We start from the raw sequence: 18,166 nt of genomic DNA, 5'->3' as shown, positions 1-18,166 counted from the left end.
TGCGAGGACCCGAATGAAGACCGCTGAGATCGCCCAGCGCTACCTCGACTACTTCGAGAAGAACGGCCACGTCATCGTGCCGTCGGCATCGCTCGTCTCGGACGACCCCGCTCTGCTGTTCACCGTCGCCGGAATGGTGCCGTTCATCCCGTACCTCAGCGGCAACGTCCCGTCGCCGTACGCCCGCGCGGCCGATGTGCAGAAATGCCTCCGGACGAACGACATCGAAGAGGTCGGCAAGACGCCGCGCCACGGCACGTTCTTCCAGATGCTGGGCAACTGGTCTTTCGGCGACTACTTCAAGGAAGGCGCCATCACCTACGCGTGGGATCTGCTGACCGGCCCCGAAGCGGACGGCAAGCTCGGCTTCGACCCGAATGACCTGTGGGTCACCGTCTACGAAGAGGACGACGAGGCGCTCGAACTGTGGAAGCGCATCGCGGGCCTCCCCGAGGATCGCATCCAGCGCCTGGGCAAGGACACGAACTACTGGAGCACGGGCCTGCCCGGTCCCGCCGGCCCGTGTTCCGAGATCTTCTTCGACCGCGGACCCGCGTACGGCATCGACGGCGGCCCTGCCACGGACGACGACCGCTATGTCGAGATCTGGAACCTCGTCTTCATGCAGGACGCCATCGACGATGTGCGATCGAAGTACGACTTCCGCATCGTCGGGGAACTGCCGAACAAGAACATCGACACCGGGATGGGCCTCGAACGCGTGGCCTTCATCAAGCAGGGCGTCGACAACATGTACGAGACCGATCAGGTGCGCCCGGTGCTCGACAAGGCCGTCGAGCTGTCGGGCAGGAAGTACGGCGCGGTTCGCGAGGATGACGTACGGTTCCGTGTGGTCGCGGACCACGTGCGCTCGTCGCTCATGCTGCTCTCCGACGGCGTGACCCCCTCGAACGAGGGTCGTGGGTACATCCTCCGCCGCCTGATGCGGCGCGCGATCCGCTCGATGCGCCTGCTGGGGGTCGACGACCCCACGTTCCCCGAGCTCTTCGCGGCATCGCGCGACGCGATGAAGGATGCGTACCCCGTCGTCGCCGAGGACTACGCCCGCCTTTCCGCCTACGCCTTCGCCGAAGAGGAGACGTTCCTCCGCACGCTCGCGGCGGGCTCCACCATCCTCGACTCCGCGCTGGCAGCCACGAGGGATGCCGGCGGCACCGCCCTCGCGGGCGACGAGGCCTTCCTCCTGCACGACACGTACGGCTTCCCGATCGACCTCACGCTCGAGATCGCCGAGGAGGCCGGGCTGAGCGTCGACCGCGCCGCGTTCGACACCCTGATGCAGGAGCAGCGCGCCCGGGCCAAGGCGGACGCCCGTTCGCGCAAGCGCGCCCTCGCCGACCTCAGCGTGTACCGCGACCTGCGCGCCAAGGGCGAGACCGTCTTCACCGGGTACACCGACCTCGAGACCGAGTCGAGCGTCCTCGGCATCCTCATCGACGGACTGCCGGCGGACCGCGCGTCGCAGGGTCAGATCGCCGAGGTCATCCTCGCCGAGACCGCCCTCTACGCCGAGTCGGGCGGCCAGGTCGCCGACAAGGGCGTCATCATCGGTCCGGGCTACGAGCTCGAGATCCTGGACGTTCAGAAGCCCGTCGCCGGCCTCGTGAGCCACACCGTCGAGGTGACGTCCGGTGAGGTGGGTGTGGGGCAGCCTGCGACATCGGTGGTGGATGCCGCGAACCGCCGCGCTGCCCGCCAGGCGCACTCCGCGACGCATCTCGTTCACGCGGCGCTGCGCGACACGCTCGGCCGGACCGCCACCCAGGCGGGCTCGCTGAACCGCGCCGGCTACATGCGCTTCGACTTCACGTGGGGTCAGCAGCTGTCCGACGCGACCAAGACCGAGATCGAGGAGATCGCCAACAACGCGATCCGCGACAACCTCGAGGTGACGACGCGTGTGATGCCCCTCGACGAGGCGAAGAGCCTCGGCGCGATGGCGCTGTTCGGCGAGAAGTACGGTGAGACCGTCCGCATGGTCGACATCGGCGGTCCGTGGTCTCGCGAGCTGTGCGCCGGCACCCACGTCGGCTCGAGCGCCGAGGTCGGGCTCATCAACCTGGTCGGCGAGTCCTCGGTCGGTGCCTCCAACCGGCGCGTGGAAGCGCTGGTCGGACTGGACGCGTTCCGCTCGCTCGCCGCAGAGCGTGCGCTCGTGTCACAGCTCACGTCGACGCTGAAGACTCCGCGCGAACAGCTGCCGGCGCGGATCGCGGAACTCACCGCGAGCCTCAAGGCGGCCGAGAAGAAGATCGCGGCGTTCGAGGCCAAGGCGCTCGGCGACCGTCTGCCCGCCCTCACCGCCACCGCTGCGACCGTGGGCCTGCATCGCGTGGTCGCGGAATCGCTCGGCCCTGCCGCGTCGGCCGACGACGTGCGCGGGCTCGCCCTTCAGGTTCGCGACCGCCTGGGCGCTGCCGCGGCGGTCGTCGCCCTCGGCGCCGAGGTCGGCGGTCGCCCCGTGGTGATCGTCGCAACCAACGACGCGGCCCGGGGCGCCGGCGCCAAGGCCGGAGTCCTCGCGAAGGCCGCGGCCGCGGCGCTCGGCGGCGGCGGCGGCGGACGCGACGACGTCGCGCAGGGCGGCGGGACGGATGCCTCAGCACTGCCCGCGGCGCTGACGGCCGTCAAGGCAGCGCTCGCCGCGTGAGCAAGTTCCGGCGCGGCGTGCGTCTCGGCATCGACGTCGGCAAGGCGCGGGTCGGAGTCGCCCGCTGCGATCCCGACGGTCTGCTCGCGACACCGGTCGAGACGGTGACGCGCGACGACGACGCCGTGGCACGTGTCACGGCACTCGCAGACGAGTACTCCGCGATGGAGATCCTCGTCGGCCTGCCGCTCAACATGCGCGGCGAGGAGACGGCATCCACCGCGGATGCCCGGACGTTCGCGGCAGAGGTGGCCGCGGCATCCGCCCTGCCCGTCCGGCTGGTCGACGAGCGCCTCAGCACCGTGTCCGCCCATGCCGCCCTGCGCGATTCGGGCAGATCCCAGCGTTCATCTCGTAGCATTGTTGACCAGGTCGCGGCCGTCGTACTCCTCCAGCAAGCGCTCGATGTCGAGAAGAGCACCGGTCGTCCGGCCGGAACACCCGTATTCCAGGAGCCCGCCTGACATGCCCGATTCACCGACCGAGGATCCATTCGCGGATCTCTTCGGCCAGCTCCCCACGCCGAGCGTCCGCCCGCTGCGCTCTTCCGGCGAAGATTCCGCCGGCGGATCGAACGCACGATCCGCATCTTCCGCCGATGCCGACACCGGCACGGGCAGCGCGCCGCTCTCGCGCCGAGCGGCACGCGAGGCCGCCGGGCGGCAGCCTGCCGAAGCCGGGAGCGCTCCCAGCGGACCCGTCGAGAACGGGGCGGATCCCGCGGCGCAGCCCGCACCACCAAGGTCCTCGACGACCCCCTCCGACTCCACCGTCGGTCCGGAGACGGCGATCCTCGATCTCGCCGATGAGGATGAACCGTGGATCTTCACGGGTGCCTCCACCACGCAGACTTCGCCGTACAGCCGAACCGGCTCGGCGCAGCTGCGGGAAGCCGCGCCTGCAACCGTCACGGCGTCCGCCGGCAATGACGACCCGGACACCGCACTGCGGAGCCTGTTCACCGGGCGGGCCAGCACCGACGATCTCGGCTCGCCGCCGCCTCCGAAGGACAAACGCAAACGGCGCGTCGGCGGGTGGATCGCGCTCGGGATCGTGCTGGTGCTGCTCGGCGGCGTCGCCGGCGGGGGCCTCTGGGTCTGGAACACGTATCAGGACAAGATCCGCCAGGTGATGGGCTGGGAGGAGCCGAAGGACTACGCCGACGGTCTCGCGAACGGCGAGACGTACGTGACCATCGCCCAGGGCGACACCGGCAGTCCCATCTCGCAGTCGCTCTACGACGCGGGCGTCACGAAGACCCCGCAGGCGTTCTACGACTACCTCATCAAGACCCACCAGAATCCGCCCTTCGTGCCCGGCGTGTTCAAGCTCCAGAAGCAGATGACGTCCGAAGCCGCGCTGGCGGGCCTGCTCGACCCCGCCAACAAGATGGAGAACACCGCGCAGCTGCGCGAGGGGCTGACGGTCGACGCGTCGCTCCCGATCCTCGCGAAGGCGACCGGGCTGCCCCTGGCGGACTTCCAGGCCGCCGTGGCCAAGCCCTCGGACTACGGGGTCACCGGTGACAGCCTCGAAGGCTGGCTCTTTCCCGCGACCTACACGTTCGACCCGGGAGTCACCGCCCCGCAGGTGATCAAGACGCTCGTCGATCGCACCGTGAAGTCGCTCGACGCCGCCGGCGTGCCGGTCGAGGACCGCCATCGGGTCCTCACGATCGCGTCGATCATCCAGCGCGAGGCGCGATTCGAGGCGGACTTCTACAAGGTGTCCCGCGTGATCGAGAACCGTCTGGACCCGAAGAACCAGGAGACGTTCGGCCTGCTGCAGATGGACTCGACCGCGCAGTACGGCTACGGCGAGAACCACGACGGCACCGCGAGCTCATCGGCGAAGGCCCTCGCGGACGACAATCCGTGGAACACCTACGTGCACGCCGGATTGCCCATCGGTCCCATCTCGAATCCCGGCGACACCGCGATCGACGCCGCCATGCACCCTGCAGACGGCAAGTGGCTCTACTTCGTCACGGTCAACCTCGACACGGGAGAGACCGTGTTCACGACGAACCTGGCGGACCACAACCGCGCCGTCGCGCAGTGGGTCGCGTGGTGCTCGGACCACCCGGACTCCGGGTGCTGAGCTCCGACGCCACGCGCCTCGCGGTGTGGGGCGACCCCATCGCGCACAGCCGCTCACCGCAGCTGCATGCCGCTGCATACCGCGTGCTCGATCTCGAGTGGTCGTACGAGCGCCGCCGGGTCGATATGGCGACCTTTCCGGAGGTCCTCGCGTCCCTCGACCACGGGTGGCGCGGCCTCTCGCTGACGATGCCTCTGAAGGCGGCCGCGTTCGCCGCGGCCCGCACGCGCGACGGCCGCGCACGGTTGACGGGGGCGGTGAACACCCTCCTGCTGACGGCGGACGGCCCGCACGGCTTCAACACCGACGTGCCGGGAATCGTGGATGCGCTCGGCGACGAGGGCGTCACGTCGGTCGGCACGGCGCGGATCGTGGGAGCCGGCGCCACCGCGACGTCGGCACTCGTCGCGCTCGCCGAGCTCGGCAGCCACCACGTGCAGATCGTCGCACGGCGACCCGAGGCGATCGCAGAGCTCGTGGCGATGGGCGAGGAGGTGGGCGTCACGGTCGCCGCGGCCGCCTGGGACGAACCTCGCCTCGACGACGTCGCAGTCACGATCGCGACGCTTCCGGGCGGGGCGCAGGTCACGGATGCCGCGGCCGACGCCCTCGCCGCGCACGGCGGATTCCTGCTCGACGCCGTGTACGGCCACTGGCCGACGGCGCTCGGCGCAGCGTGGGATCGGACCGGACGCCCCGCGGCATCCGGTCTCGGGATGCTGCTGCGACAGGCGCTCGTGCAGGTGCGGATCTTCGTGGCGGGCGACCCTGATGTTCCCCTGGGTGACGAGGACGCCGTCCTCGCCGCGATGCGGGATGCCGCCATGGGAGACTAGAGCAATGCTCCGTGTGCTCACGGCCGGCGAATCGCACGGCCCCGAACTCGTCGCCATCATGGAGGGCCTGCCCGCCGGCGTCCCGATCTCGCGCGCCGCGATCCAGGCCGACCTCGCGCGCCGCAAGCTCGGGTACGGCCGTGGCTCGCGCATGAAGTTCGAAGAGGACGAGCTGTCGATCTCGGGTGGGGTCCGCCACGGCGAGAGCCTCGGCAGTCCCATCGCGCTGCGGATCGGCAACACGGAATGGCCCAAGTGGGTCGAGGTGATGAGCCCCGACCCCGTCGATCTGACCGACAAGTCGCGCGGCCGCGGCGCCGCCCTGACGCGTCCCCGGCCCGGGCACGCCGACCTCGTCGGCATGCAGAAGTACGGCTTCGACGAGGCGCGCCCGATCCTCGAGCGGGCGAGCGCCCGCGAGACGGCGGCACGTGTGGCCCTCGGCGCGCTGGCGCGCGCGTTCCTGGCCGAGCTCGGCATCCGTCTCGTCAGCCACACCCTCTCGATCGGGCCGGTGCGGGTCCCCGAGACCGCGTCGCTGCCCACCCCGGACGACGTCGACGCCCTGGATGCCGACCCGCTGCGCTGCTTCGACGCCGCGACCTCCGCCCGCATGGTGGACGAGGTCGACGCGGCGCGCAAGGACGGCGACACCCTCGGCGGCGTCGTGGAGGTGCTCGCCTACGGCCTGCCACCCGGGCTCGGATCGCACGTGCACTGGGACCGACGCCTCGACGGCAAGCTCGCCCAGGCGCTGATGAGCATCCAGGCCATCAAGGGCGTCGAGGTCGGCGACGGGTTCCTCACGACCACCCGGCGGGGCTCGCAGGCACACGACGAGCTGTTCGTCGGCGCAGACGGCATCACCCGCTCGAGCGACCGCGCCGGCGGCACGGAGGGCGGGATGTCCACGGGCACAGTGCTGCGGGTGCGCGCCGGCATGAAGCCCATCGCCACCATTCCGCATGCACTGCGCACGGTGGATGTCGCGACGGGCGACACCGCCGCCGCCCACCACCAGCGCTCCGACGTGTGCGCCGTTCCGGCAGCGGGCGTCGTCGCCGAGGCGATGGTCGCCATCGTCCTCGCCGAGGTGGTGCTCGAGAAGTTCGGCGGCGACAGCGTCATCGAGACCCGGCGGAACCTGCAGTCCTACCTCGCGTCGATCCCCGCCGCGCTGCGCAGTGCCTCGGCATCCGATGCCGCGCTGCTCGACCTCGAGCACTCCTGACCCATGACGAGGACCAGCACCGAGGCGATCGTCCTCGTCGGACCCATGGGCGCCGGCAAGAGCAGCATCGGCCGCCGAGTCGCACGCGAGCTCGGACTGCCGTTCACCGACACCGACACCCTGGTCGTGCGCGACCACGGCCCGATCGCGCAGCTGTTCGCGACGCAGGGCGAAGCGGGCTTCCGCGAGATGGAGCGCGGCGCAGTCCAGGAGGCCCTGGCACGGGGCGGCGTCGTCGCGCTCGGCGGCGGCGCTATCCTCGACCCCGCGACCCGCACCGACCTCGGCGCGCATCACGTCGTGCTGCTCACCGTCTCGCCGCAGATCGTGAAAGCGCGGATCCAGGGTGCAAGGCGACCGCTGCTCGCGGACGGCGACGACCCGGTCGCACGCTGGGAGGCCATCGTGGCCTCGCGGAGCGCGCTGTACGCCGAGGTGGCCGACGTCACGTTCGACACGTCCCACGGACCCCTCGCGCTCGTCGTCAAGGACATCGTGTCGTGGGCGCGCCATATGCGTGAAGGGCGCGGCATTCCGGCCAATGGGAACGCATGGGATGCACTGAGCGAGGGGACCGAGACCAAGTGAGCGAAGTCTCGACCATCCACGTCGCGGGCGACCAGCCGTACGACGTCACGGTCGGCCGCGGCATCCTGGATCGCGTCGGCGCAGCGCTGCCGGCCGCCGCCCGCAAGGTGCTCATCATCCACCCGCCGACCCTTGCCGCTCGTGCGGCGGCGCTTCGGGAGACGTTGCTCGGCGACGCGACGCGCGAGGTGCTGATCGCCGAGATCCCCGACGCCGAGCAGGGCAAGCGCGTCGAGGTCGCCGCATTCTGCTGGCAGATCCTGGGCCAGGCGGACTTCACGCGCACCGACGCGATCGTCGGCTTCGGCGGCGGAGCGGTGACGGATCTGGCCGGGTTCGTGGCCGCGACATGGCTGCGCGGGGTCGCCGTCGTCCAGGTGCCGACCACGGTGCTCGGCATGGTCGATGCCGCCGTCGGTGGAAAGACCGGGATCAACACCGCGGAGGGCAAGAACCTCGTCGGAGCGTTCTGGCCGCCCCGAGCCGTCGTGTGCGACCTCGAGCTGCTCGACGACCTCTCGCCGAACGAGCGCACCGCCGGGTTCGCGGAGGTCGTGAAGGCGGGCTTCATCTGGGCTCCGGAGATCCTCGACCTCATCGAGGCCGATCCCGAGGCGGCCGTGGATCCTCACAGTGACGCATTCCGCCGCGCCATCGAGCTCGCGATCGAGATGAAGGCGCGCGTCGTGGGGGAGGACCTTCGCGAAGCCGGGCTGCGCGAGATCCTCAACTACGGCCACACCCTCGGGCACGCGATCGAGCACGCCGAGCGCTATCGGTGGCGTCACGGCGCCGCCATCTCGGTCGGGATGGTGTTCGCCGCCGAGCTGTCGCGTCTCGCGGGGCGGCTGCCGGATGCCGCAGCCCAGCGCCATCGCGACATCCTGGACCTGCTCGGCCTGCCGACGAGCTATCGGGCCGGAGCGTGGCCGCAGCTGCTCGCGACGATGCAGCGCGACAAGAAGAGTCGCGGCGGGATGCTGCGCTTCATCGTGCTGGACGATATCGCACGGCCCACGGTCCTGCAGGCCCCCGATGAGTCGCTCCTGTTCGCGGCCTATCAGGAGGTCGCACGCTGATGGAGCCCGGACCGCGAGAAACCACAATCGCGCCGAAAAGCCAAACTGCGAATGATGTCTCGCCACGAATATGGTTTCTCGGATGCGGGTGTCGCGGCGTCGGTGCGGCAAGAGGGGGCGCACGTGGGCGCACCGCCTGACGGGCTGGTGGTTCGGCGCGTCCGTCCGGACGAGTGGCGACTGGTCCGGGACCTCCGCCTCGAGGCGACGGCGGACCCGGACGCGGCGATCGCCTTCCTCGAGCTCCACGATGATGTCGCGGCGCGCCCGCACGAGTTCTGGCGCGAGCGGACCGAGACCGCCGCCGAGAGCGAGACCGTCGCGCAGTTCGTCGCCGACGTCGAAGGGACATCGGTGGGCAGCCTGTCCGTGATCATCAGGGCGACAGGCCAGCGGGACCACCTCGGCCGGATCATGGACGACCGCCGCGCGTTCGTCGTGGGCGTCTACGTACGCCCCGACCAGCGCGGCTCCGGTGCCGTGGACGCCCTGCTCGGCGCCGCGGCCGGCTTCGCGACCGCGCAGGGTCTCGATCGGCTCATCCTCGACGTGCACCAGGACAACCATCGAGCACAGGGTGCGTATCGGCGGGCGGGATTCATGCCGACTGGGGAGACCATGGTCGGCCCGATCGGGCCCGAACTGGTCATGGCGCGGCCGCTGCCCTGACGCCGCCGTCCACCGCGGCCACGCTGATATCGTGCGAGCATGAGTGCTCCTCGTCGGCTCCTGCTCGTCAACGGCCCCAACCTGAACCTGCTGGGCACTCGCGAGCCGCAGATCTACGGCTCGCAGACCCTCGAGGATGTCGAAGCCCTCGTCGTCGCCACCGCGAAGTCACGCGGCTTCGAGGTGCGGGCCGTGCAGAGCAACCACGAGGGTGTGCTCATCGATGCGATCCATGAGGCGCGCTCGGACTGCGCCGGGATCGTCATCAACCCCGGGGGCCTCACGCACACCTCCGTCGTCCTGCGCGACGCGCTCTCCGGTGTCGCGCTGCCGATCGCCGAGGTGCACATCTCCAACGTGATGGCGCGCGAGCCGTTCCGGCAGCACTCGTACGTGGCGGATGTCGCACTCGTCCACGTCGTGGGCGAGGGCGTCGCCGGCTACGCCACCGCTGTCGAGCGCCTGATAGACGTCATCGCCGGCCAGGCCGACGGCTGAGCCCCCGGGTCGTTGACGGCGCTCGCGGGCGGCCCGTATCGTCTGCGTCATGGTCCGATCGCTGGGGAGTCTGGCCTTCATCCCGCTCGTTGTGCTGCTGGCCGCCTGCGCACCGGCCGCCGGCGACGCGTCACCACCGACGTCGGCGCCGCCGACCGAATCTGCGACGCCGACGCCCACCGGTCCGTCCCTCGACGGCGACTGGATCGTCCAGCTCTCGGAACCGGATACCGGCTGCATCATGGCGATCGGCTATCGGATCCTGACCGTCGAGGGCGGCACGGGCACGCTGAATGCCGGGGTCACCCCGCTCGTGGGACCGGCCGTGCTGCAGGGCGACACCGTCACCCTTCATCTGGAACGCACGTCGCCGACGAAGGATGCGCTCGACCTCACTGCGACGCTGGGTCCCGATGGGGTCGCGCGCGGCGTCGCCGATGCGGGCGGCATCCACCCGGGCGGGACGAACGGGTACTCATGCAAGATCCCTCTGTCGCTCGTGGCCGCAGGGGCGGCCGCCGACATGCCCGCCTTCGACACGATCGACGGCACGTGGTGCGACGCCGAAGGACAGAGCGCCTGCATGACGATCGCGGACGGGACGGTCGCGCTCGAGGGCTCGCCGCCGGACTCCAAGCTCGGCGCTCCGCGGTCCGACGACTTCGGCTCGCCGTGCTACGTGACGAGCGCGACGCCGATGGATTCCAACGGCGGTGGCGGGTTCGCCATCTACTTCTGCCCTGGGGGCTACGCCATCCAGCCGGGCGGCGGCGGAGTCGACGGAGAGATCGTCGCCACGCACGACAACGTCGCGTTCGATCGGCTGTACCTCACGCAGAACCCGCCGTACCTCGGGGTGTACTTCCGCAAGGATGATCTTGCGGCCGCGCTGAAGCAGTAGCCTGGCGAGCTCTGGCTATGCGCCATCCGCTGCAGTCGGCTCCAGCTCTTCCGCCGGCGCGGTCCGAGCGAGTTCGGCCACGGGCTTCCGCGGCAGCGCGAAGCACACGCCGATGGCGACCACGGTGAACCCGACCGCCCACCAGAAGGCGACCGCGAAACCGGCGGTGACTCCTGCGATATCGGTCGCACCGCCCACCGCCGTCTCGAGGATCACGGCCAGGATGGCCACTCCGAACGCGCCGCCCACCTGCTGGGCGAGGCGCGTGATGATGCTTCCGTGGGGGACCTCGTCGCGCTCGAGCCCGAGGAACGCCACGGACATCACCGGGATCATGACCGCGCCCATCCCGAACCCACGCACCAGCAGCACGCCGCCGAGCCACAGCTCGCTGGTGGACGCATCGGCCATGGCGAAGGGCACCGTGGCCAGACCCATCACGGCGAAGCCCGCGATGGCGACCACGCGTGCGCCGAGAGAGTCCGTGAGACGCCCGGCGAGAGTTCGACTGAGCAGCGCCCCGACCCCCTGCGGAATGAGCACCAGCGCCGCGGCGAGCACCTCCAGCCCTCGGACAGTCTGGAAGAACAGCGGCAGCAGCAGCATCGAGCCGTACAGCGATGCTCCCGACAGGAACAGCACGGCCGACGACGACGCGACCGGTCGACGGCGCAGCAGAAGGACGTCGACGAGCGCACCGGCGGGGCGGCGGATCTCGACCAGCACGAACGCGACGAACAGCACCATGCCGGCGACGACGGGCGCCCAGACGTCGGGTCGCGAGAAGCCGCCGTCCTGGCTGACGTTGCTGAGGCCGTAGAGGATCCCGACGAGCGCGGGCGAGATCAGCAGAAGTCCGACGAGGTCGAGCTTGGTCCGGCCGGCCGGCGGATCGGCGGGCAGCACCCGCCACGCCAGCACGAGGCCGACGAGGCAGAACGGGACGTTCACCCAGAACAGCCAGCGCCAGTCCAGCCAGTTCAGGATGAGACCGCCGATCGTCGGACCGAGGATGGGGCCGAGCGCCGCGGGCAGGCTGACGACCGCCATCAGGCGACCCAGGCCCACGCCGCGCGGGACCTGCTGGATCGCCAGCGTCGCCATGAGGGGCATCATGAGTCCACCGCCGATGCCCTGGGCGATCCGGAAGACGATCAGGCTCGGGGCGCTCCAGGCGAGGCTGCAGGCGATGGATGCCGCGAGGAAGATCGTCAGCGCGATCATCCAGAGCCGCTTGCCGCCGATGCGCGCCTGCGCCCAGCCGACGACCGGGATCGTGACGCCCAGCGCCAGCAGGTAGGCGGTGCTGACCCATTGGATCGTGCTCACCGGGACGCTCAGCTCCTGCGCCAGGGTCTTCAGCGCGATGCTGACGATCGTGCTGTCGAAGATCACGGCGAGGCCGCCGACCATGAGCACGAGAGCGGTGATGATCGCCCTGCGGGGGACGGCGGGGGCGGGGGTGCTGCTCACACTGACCCTTCTCTCAAGATACGTGTGTGTATCTAATCGTGAACAGCGTACCCCGGTGAGATAAGATACACAAATGGATCTTGATCAAGCCGCGCGTCGGCGGCGAGGGCAGGCGCTCGAGGACGCGATCCTCGACGCGGCATGGGCCCAGCTCGTGGAGGGCGGCTACGGCAACTTCACCGTGGACGCCGTCGCCGATCGCGCCGAGACCAGCCGGTCGGTGATCTACCGCCGCTGGCCCGATCGGGACGAACTGGTGCGCGCGGCCATCGCCTTCGGGCTGCGACGAACCCGGATCGACGTGCCCGACACCGGCAGCCTGCGTGAAGACGCCATCGAGCTGCTCCGGCGCTCGAGTGCGGCGCGGGGGGATCTCGCGCCGCTTCTCAGCGTCCTGATCGGCAGCTACTTCTCCGCGACCGGTGTGTCGTTCGCCGACATCCGCTCGCAGATGCTCGAAGGGCGCACCCGAACAGCCATGGACGACATCATCGACCGCGCGGCGGCGCGCGGCGAGATCGACCCTGCGCGACTCACGCCGCGCGTGCGAACCGTCGCTTTCGACCTGTTCCGGCACGATCTGCTGATGACCCTGAAGCCGCTGCCCGACGACGACATCGTCACCATCGTCGACGAGATCTTCCTGCCGCTGGTTCGGCCGCTTCCCTCTCCGCGATCCTGATCGCGGCCGCCCCTGGGGTCGACTTCCGGCGGGGGAGCCGGCATCCCGTAGAATCGAACGTCGGTCGAGCCGCGCCTGCGCTTCCGGCCCCTGATACGAAACGGACCTCTTCAGCCATGGCATCCACCGCAGACATCAAGAACGGCGTCGTCCTCAGCATCGACGGACAGCTCTGGAGCGTCATCGAGTTCCAGCACGTCAAGCCGGGAAAGGGCGGCGCGTTCGTGCGCACCAAGCTCAAGAACGTCGTCTCGGGCAAGGTCGTCGACCGCACGTACAACGCCGGCGCGAAGATCGAGATCGAGAACGTCGACCGCCGCGACTTCACGTACCTCTACAACGACGGCGAAGGCTTCGTCTTCATGGATGTCGCCGACTACGACCAGCTGACCGTCCCGGCCGCGACTGTCGGCGACGCCGCGAACTTCATGCTCGAGAACCAGCAGGTGCAGATCGGGCTGAACAACGGCAACCCGCTGTACGTCGAGCTGCCGGCATCCGTGGTCCTCGAGATCACCTACACCGAGCCTGGTCTCCAGGGCGACCGCTCGTCGGCGGGCACCAAGCCCGCCACCGTCGAGACCGGCTACGAGATCCAGGTGCCGCTGTTCCTCGAGACCGGCACCAAGGTCAAGGTCGACACGCGCACCGGCGACTACCTGGGCCGCGTGAACTAGCGCGTGAGCGCCCGTACGAAGGCGCGCAAGCGCGCGCTCGACATCCTCTTCCAGTCCGACATCCGCGGTGACGACCTGGCGACGACGCTTGCGGCCGAGGCGAAGCGCGCGGCGGCCGAGCCCGCGCGCGAAGCGTCCTGGCTGTACGCCCGCGAGATCGTGGACGGGGTCATCGACAACCAGGACGAGATCGACGAGCAGATCACCACGTACGCGAAGGACTGGTCGCTGGCGCGGATGCCGGCCGTGGATCGCGCGGTGCTGCGGATGGCGGTGTGGGAGATCCTCTACAACGACGAGGTGCCCGCGGCCGTCGCGATCGATGAGGCGGTCGAACTCGCCAAGGAGTTCTCGACCGACGACTCGGGCGCTTTCGTCCACGGCGTCCTCGCCAAGATCGCCCGCTCGTCCTGACTCTCGTGCGCCGACGTCGGCGGACCTTGCGAGGATGGTGGGCATGACTCCGCCGTTCGTCGCCGTCGAGCACATCCGGCGACAGGCGCAGGGCGGCGCGTACGAACGCGGGGTCGCGTACTTCCACGACGGCGCCGTACGCACCGTCACGTGGGACCCGGGGTCGTCCGTGATCGAGTCCGTGGTCGAGGGCAGCGGCAGGAGTCCCTACCGATGCCGGATCCGCCTCGACCCCGCCCGACCCGACCACCCGATCGTCTCGACGTTTTGCACCTGCCCTCTGGAAGCCGACTGCAAGCACGCGATCGCCACGCTGCTCGCGAGCAATCGTCTGGTCGGTGAGGCCGTCCCGGGCCCTGTGCAAGCGGCTTCGTGGCGCGCGCTGCTCGCGCCGCCGAGCCGGGAATCGGCGACCCCGGCAGCGCTCGCACTGGGGATCGAACTGCGCCAGCGGGTGCGCCGCGGCGGCTCGCAATGGGCGCCCGTGCGAATCGACAGCGCGTCGCCGCGAGGACTGCATCAGTTCGGGGCGGACGTCCTGGTGGGGCTGCGCCCCCTCGAACGCAGCGGCCGCAGCCATTCCTGGATCAAGGGCGCCGTCTCATGGGAGGTGCTTCGCCGCGCGGGCCACCCGTACGGGCCGGCCCAGGCGCGCTGGTTCGCAGAGCTGTACAGCATCGCGCGCGACATGCGGCTGTTCGGATCGTTCTCGGATGTCGCCGAATGGGTGACGCTGGACGACATCCAGTCGCACCTGCTGTGGCCGCACCTGGCCACCGCGGCCGGGCACGGCATCCCGATCGTGCCGACCAGGAAGCACACGGACGTCGTGGTCGCCCCGAGCGCGGAGGTGGTCGTCGGCGTGGAGCAGACCTCCTCGGGGCTGCGGCTCGGCGCGCGGCTGTCGATCGGAGCCGACACCGTGGACGCCGACGAGGTGCGGCCCGTGGGCAATGTCGGCATCTACCGATTCCGCGTTCGCCGCGAGCGGATCGAGCTGACGCTGGCGCCCCTTCCGCTCCCCGAGCCGCTGCGGGCGCTGGTGACGGCCCGCACCGGCGTCACGGTTCCCGCCGACGACACCGAGGAGTTCCTGACGCAGCACCTGCCGCGCCTCCTCCGTGCCGTGACGGTCGATGCGCCCGGCATCGACCTTCCGGCCCCCGAGCGCCCGGAACTCGTCGTGAGGGCCCGGTTCTCGCCCGCGCACCGGCTCGACTTCGCGCTGTGGTGGCGCTACGGCGCGCGCACGATCGTGCCGTTCGACGCGCCGATGTCCGACGACCGCGACGCGGATGGCGAGGAGACCATCCGCGAGCGTGTCGAACCGGTCTGGCGGGATGCCGGGACCACCTCCTTCTCGTCCGCCGGGAGGCTCGCGGGGATCGACGCCGCAGAGTTCGCGGCGCGTCTGCTGCCGGGGCTCGAAGCGCTCCCCGACGTCACGGTCGAGATCGAGGGCGAGCGTCCGCGCTACCGCGAGCTCACCGCGGACCCGCACGTGACGGTGTCGACACTCGAGAGCACCGATCCGGACTGGTTCGATCTCGGCGTGATCGTGACGATCGATGGACGCACGATTCCGTTCGCACCGCTGTTCACCGCGCTGTCGCGCGGCCGGCGAAAGCTTCTCCTCAGCGACGGGCGCTATTTCTCGCTCTCGCACCCGTCCCTGCAGCGCCTTCGCGAGCTGCTCGAAGAGGCGGACGACCTCACGGAGTGGGAGACCAGGCCCAGGATCAGCCGCTACCAGACCGCGCTGTGGGCCGACTTCGAGGACGTCGCCGACCAGTCCGAGCCTGCGGTGAGCTGGCGCACCACCGTGGAGGCGCTCCGCGACGTCGAGCGGATCCCCTCGATGCCGCTGCCGGCCGGTATGCGGGCGAAGCTCCGCCCGTATCAGCGCACCGGCTTCGAGTGGCTCGCATTCCTCTGGCAGCACCGGCTCGGCGGCGTCCTCGCCGACGACATGGGGCTCGGCAAGACGATCCAGATGCTGGCCCTCATCGCACACGCCCGTGAGACGGGCGAAACGCGACCATTCCTCGTCGTGGCGCCGACATCGGTGCTGTCCACCTGGCGAGCGGAAGCCGAGCGATTCACCCCCGACCTCGAGATCGCGGTCGTGGACGCGACGCGCGCCAAGCGGGGGATCCCGGTGACTGTCGCCGCGGCGTCCGCAGACATCGTCATCACGTCGTACACGCTCCTCCGGCTCGATCAGGCCGAGTTCGCCAGCCTGGAGTGGGCCGGACTCGTCCTCGACGAGGCGCAGTTCGTGAAGAACAGCCAGACCAAGGCCTACCGCGCCGCACGCGACCTGCGCGCCGACGTGACATTCGCGATCACGGGAACGCCGCTCGAGAACAGCCTGACTGAGCTGTGGGCGCTGCTGTCGCTCGCGGCGCCCGGGCTGTTCCCCTCGGCCCGGCGATTCCGAGAGGAGTACGTGGGTCCGATCGAGCAGGGGAAGGTGCCGGAGAACCGCGAGGGCGGCGACCACCGCGCGCTTCGACTCGCCCGGCTTCGTCGCCGGATCCGCCCGCTCGTGCTGCGTCGCACGAAGGAACTCGTGGCCGCAGACCTGCCACCCAAGCAGGAGCAGGAGGTGCGGATCGAACTGGGCGCGGCGCACCGCGCGCTCTACGACGCGGTGCTGCAGCGCGAGCGTCAGAAGGTGCTGGGCCTTCTCGACGACCTCGATCGCAACAGGTTCATCGTGTTCCGCTCGCTGACGCTGCTGCGGATGCTCAGTCTCGCTCCCGAGCTCATCGACCCCGCCCATGCCCACATCGCCCCGAGCAAGCTGACGGCGCTGTTCGACCAGCTCGACGAGATCCTCGCCGAGGGTCACCGCACACTGGTCTTCAGCCAGTTCACTTCGTTCCTCGGGCTCGTCGCCGCACGGCTGGACGAGCGGGGCATCCCCTACGCGTACCTGGACGGATCGACGCGGGATCGGGATGCCGCGATCGCGTCGTTCCGCGGCGGCGAGGCGCCGGTGTTCCTCATCAGCCTCAAGGCCGGGGGGTTCGGGCTGACCCTCACCGAGGCGGACTACGTGTTCCTGCTGGACCCGTGGTGGAATCCCGCAGCCGAGTCGCAGGCCGTGGACCGCGCGCATCGCCTCGGTCAGACGCGGCCGGTCAACGTCTACCGGCTCATCGCGAGCGGGACGATCGAAGAGAAGGTGATGGCGCTGCAGCAGCGCAAGGCGCGCCTGTTCCGCGCGGTGATGGACGACGACGCGCTGTTCTCGCAGGCGCTCACGGCGGACGACATCCGCGGCCTCTTCGACGCCTGACCGTCACCGTGCCGGCTCGGCGAGCTGCGATGCGGCATGTGACGTGCGAGTGCGGCCGCGACGCTCGACCACCAGCCAGCCCACGAGCCCCGCGGCGCCGAGCACGATCGCTGTGACTCCGACCGGCAGCAGCCACGGACGCAGCTCGGCGATCGCGGACTCGACGAGCGGCGCGACGAGCGGCGACCATGGCCCGGCGCCGCCGCCGATCAGCCATCCGTCGATGAGTCCGAACAGCGGCACGGCGATGAGGCACGCGACTCCGCCGAGGCCGAGCGTGACGGCCAGTGTGCGAAGCGGCCTCGGCGACAGGAAGACCCCGGCCAGCCCCAGCAGCGCTGCGACGAGAAGCCCCCACGTATTGATCAGCTCCACCCAGTGATAGCGCGTGCGCAGGGTGTCGACCGTCCGCGCATCCGCGATCGGGATCGCGAGCTCGGCGGACGCCGGCACCCCCAGCTGCGCGGCGACATCGGGGGTGACGGGGATGCCGAGTGCGGTGAGGAGCGGCCCGACGTGAAGGCTCAGCGCGGTGGTGGGGCCGGAGCGATCGAACTGGGCCAGCGCGTCGTCGCGCAGTCCCCGCAGGCCGCTGACGAGCGCATCGGCGACCGGCGCGGAGATCCGACCTGATCCGAGCGCGTCGACGACGGCGCCGCGCACGCTATCGGCATTTCCGCCCGCGCCGGTGAGTGTGGCTCCCTGCGTGAACGCCCAGTCGACGACATCCGTGACCTGACCCCGAACCGCATCGTCGTTGTACACCGCGATCGCGCTGCGGACCGTCGTGCCGTCGTCGTGCAGGGCCGCCAGCATGATGTGGGCCTGCAGCCAGGCCGTCAGCAGCACCAGCGACATCGCGATCAGCCACCGGCTGGCGCCCGGCGCATTGAACCGCGTGAACAGTGCCGCAATCCCGCGCATGATCGCCCTCTCGATCGGTCAATCCACAGACATGAGCCGCCTTGCGGGCCCCCTGATACGCACGGCCGCACACCGCGCGCCATCACCCGTCGCCCGGCTCGTCCACCGATGCCCCTGCC

The 18,166-nt window shown here is 70.2% G+C and carries 16 protein-coding genes; 14 read left to right on the top strand and 2 right to left on the bottom strand.

Translation table 11 applies throughout. The features are described from left to right. The first annotated feature begins 13 nt into the window (after positions 1-13). The 10 genes from alaS to ABD212_RS05510 all read left to right on the top strand — a co-directional run bounded on the left by alaS (position 14) and on the right by ABD212_RS05510 (position 10,573). Positions 14-2,671 (top strand): alanine--tRNA ligase, encoded by a 2,658-nt coding sequence (alaS, locus tag ABD212_RS05555; protein ID WP_344092044.1) that lies wholly within the window; start codon positions 14-16, stop codon positions 2,669-2,671. Then, a complete protein-coding gene (gene ruvX, locus ABD212_RS05550) occupies positions 2,668-3,135 on the top strand; it encodes a Holliday junction resolvase RuvX (protein WP_344092041.1) in 468 nt (155 codons plus the stop codon). The genes alaS and ruvX overlap by 4 nt, the downstream gene beginning before the upstream one ends. Position 3,136: 1 nt before the next feature. Continuing rightward, positions 3,137-4,771 carry an endolytic transglycosylase MltG gene (gene mltG, locus ABD212_RS05545; protein ID WP_344092039.1) on the top strand — a complete coding sequence of 545 codons (1,635 nt, stop codon included), beginning with the start codon at positions 3,137-3,139 and terminating at the stop codon, positions 4,769-4,771. Further along, positions 4,741-5,607 (top strand): shikimate dehydrogenase, encoded by an 867-nt coding sequence (locus ABD212_RS05540; RefSeq protein ID WP_344092037.1) that lies wholly within the window; start codon positions 4,741-4,743, stop codon positions 5,605-5,607. Before mltG ends, ABD212_RS05540 begins: the two co-directional genes overlap by 31 nt. Positions 5,608-5,611: 4 nt before the next feature. After that, a complete protein-coding gene (gene aroC, locus ABD212_RS05535) occupies positions 5,612-6,838 on the top strand; it encodes a chorismate synthase (RefSeq protein WP_344092035.1) in 1,227 nt (408 codons plus the stop codon). Between the two features lie 3 nt (positions 6,839-6,841). Continuing rightward, on the top strand, positions 6,842-7,426 hold the full coding sequence (locus tag ABD212_RS05530; RefSeq protein WP_344092032.1) for a shikimate kinase: 585 nt from the start codon (positions 6,842-6,844) through the stop codon (positions 7,424-7,426). Next, positions 7,423-8,505 carry a 3-dehydroquinate synthase gene (gene aroB / locus ABD212_RS05525; RefSeq protein WP_344092029.1) on the top strand — a complete coding sequence of 361 codons (1,083 nt, stop codon included), beginning with the start codon at positions 7,423-7,425 and terminating at the stop codon, positions 8,503-8,505. Before ABD212_RS05530 ends, aroB begins: the two co-directional genes overlap by 4 nt. A gap of 123 nt (positions 8,506-8,628) precedes the next feature. Continuing rightward, complete coding sequence (locus ABD212_RS05520; protein WP_344092027.1) at positions 8,629-9,174, top strand: GNAT family N-acetyltransferase; 546 nt, start codon at positions 8,629-8,631, stop codon at positions 9,172-9,174. Between the two features lie 39 nt (positions 9,175-9,213). Next, positions 9,214-9,672 carry a type II 3-dehydroquinate dehydratase gene (gene aroQ, locus ABD212_RS05515; RefSeq protein WP_344092025.1) on the top strand — a complete coding sequence of 153 codons (459 nt, stop codon included), beginning with the start codon at positions 9,214-9,216 and terminating at the stop codon, positions 9,670-9,672. 49 nt (positions 9,673-9,721) lie between these two features. Beyond that, positions 9,722-10,573, top strand: a complete 852-nt coding sequence (locus ABD212_RS05510) for a hypothetical protein (RefSeq protein WP_344092023.1) — start codon at positions 9,722-9,724, stop codon at positions 10,571-10,573. 15 nt (positions 10,574-10,588) lie between these two features. Here the strand turns inward: ABD212_RS05510 and ABD212_RS05505 are convergent, their stop codons facing one another. Further along, on the bottom strand, positions 10,589-12,046 hold the full coding sequence (locus ABD212_RS05505; protein ID WP_344092022.1) for an MDR family MFS transporter: 1,458 nt from the start codon (positions 12,044-12,046) through the stop codon (positions 10,589-10,591). A gap of 73 nt (positions 12,047-12,119) precedes the next feature. Between ABD212_RS05505 and ABD212_RS05500 the strand changes: the two genes are divergently transcribed. From ABD212_RS05500 to ABD212_RS05485, 4 genes are all read left to right on the top strand, one after another. Further along, positions 12,120-12,728, top strand: coding sequence for a TetR/AcrR family transcriptional regulator (locus tag ABD212_RS05500; RefSeq protein WP_344092019.1), 609 nt, complete (start codon positions 12,120-12,122; stop codon positions 12,726-12,728). Positions 12,729-12,844: 116 nt separating this feature from the next. Further along, positions 12,845-13,405, top strand: coding sequence for an elongation factor P (gene efp, locus ABD212_RS05495; RefSeq protein WP_344092017.1), 561 nt, complete (start codon positions 12,845-12,847; stop codon positions 13,403-13,405). Between the two features lie 3 nt (positions 13,406-13,408). Next, on the top strand, positions 13,409-13,819 hold the full coding sequence (nusB, locus tag ABD212_RS05490) for a transcription antitermination factor NusB (RefSeq protein ID WP_344092014.1): 411 nt from the start codon (positions 13,409-13,411) through the stop codon (positions 13,817-13,819). Positions 13,820-13,862: 43 nt separating this feature from the next. Next, on the top strand, positions 13,863-17,123 hold the full coding sequence (locus ABD212_RS05485; RefSeq protein WP_344092012.1) for a DEAD/DEAH box helicase: 3,261 nt from the start codon (positions 13,863-13,865) through the stop codon (positions 17,121-17,123). 3 nt (positions 17,124-17,126) lie between these two features. On the opposite strand, the gene ABD212_RS05480 is transcribed toward ABD212_RS05485, so the two are convergent. Continuing rightward, entirely contained in the window at positions 17,127-18,047 is a 921-nt protein-coding gene (locus ABD212_RS05480) for a hypothetical protein (RefSeq protein ID WP_344092010.1), read from the bottom strand. Between the last annotated feature and the right edge of the window lie 119 nt (positions 18,048-18,166).

The sequence above is a fragment of the Microbacterium deminutum genome, assembly GCF_039530205.1.
GTDB classification, from domain to species: Bacteria; Actinomycetota; Actinomycetes; order Actinomycetales; family Microbacteriaceae; genus Microbacterium; species Microbacterium deminutum.
The sequence above is the reverse complement of the archived record's forward strand: the minus strand, read 5'-3'. Positions and strand labels throughout refer to the sequence as shown.

What these genes read in the sequence shown, in the direction of transcription:
- alaS (WP_344092044.1), top strand. Translation starts at nt 14, where the DNA reads ATGAAGACCGCTGAGATCGCCCAGCGCTACCTCGACTACTTCGAGAAG.
- mltG (WP_344092039.1), top strand. Translation starts at nt 3,137, where the DNA reads ATGCCCGATTCACCGACCGAGGATCCATTCGCGGATCTCTTCGGCCAG.
- aroC (WP_344092035.1), top strand. Translation starts at nt 5,612, where the DNA reads ATGCTCCGTGTGCTCACGGCCGGCGAATCGCACGGCCCCGAACTCGTC.
- ABD212_RS05530 (WP_344092032.1), top strand. Translation starts at nt 6,842, where the DNA reads ATGACGAGGACCAGCACCGAGGCGATCGTCCTCGTCGGACCCATGGGC.
- aroQ (WP_344092025.1), top strand. Translation starts at nt 9,214, where the DNA reads ATGAGTGCTCCTCGTCGGCTCCTGCTCGTCAACGGCCCCAACCTGAAC.
- ABD212_RS05510 (WP_344092023.1), top strand. Translation starts at nt 9,722, where the DNA reads ATGGTCCGATCGCTGGGGAGTCTGGCCTTCATCCCGCTCGTTGTGCTG.
- ABD212_RS05500 (WP_344092019.1), top strand. Translation starts at nt 12,120, where the DNA reads ATGGATCTTGATCAAGCCGCGCGTCGGCGGCGAGGGCAGGCGCTCGAG.
- efp (WP_344092017.1), top strand. Translation starts at nt 12,845, where the DNA reads ATGGCATCCACCGCAGACATCAAGAACGGCGTCGTCCTCAGCATCGAC.
- ABD212_RS05485 (WP_344092012.1), top strand. Translation starts at nt 13,863, where the DNA reads ATGACTCCGCCGTTCGTCGCCGTCGAGCACATCCGGCGACAGGCGCAG.
- ABD212_RS05480 (WP_344092010.1), bottom strand. Translation starts at nt 18,047, where the DNA reads ATGCGCGGGATTGCGGCACTGTTCACGCGGTTCAATGCGCCGGGCGCC.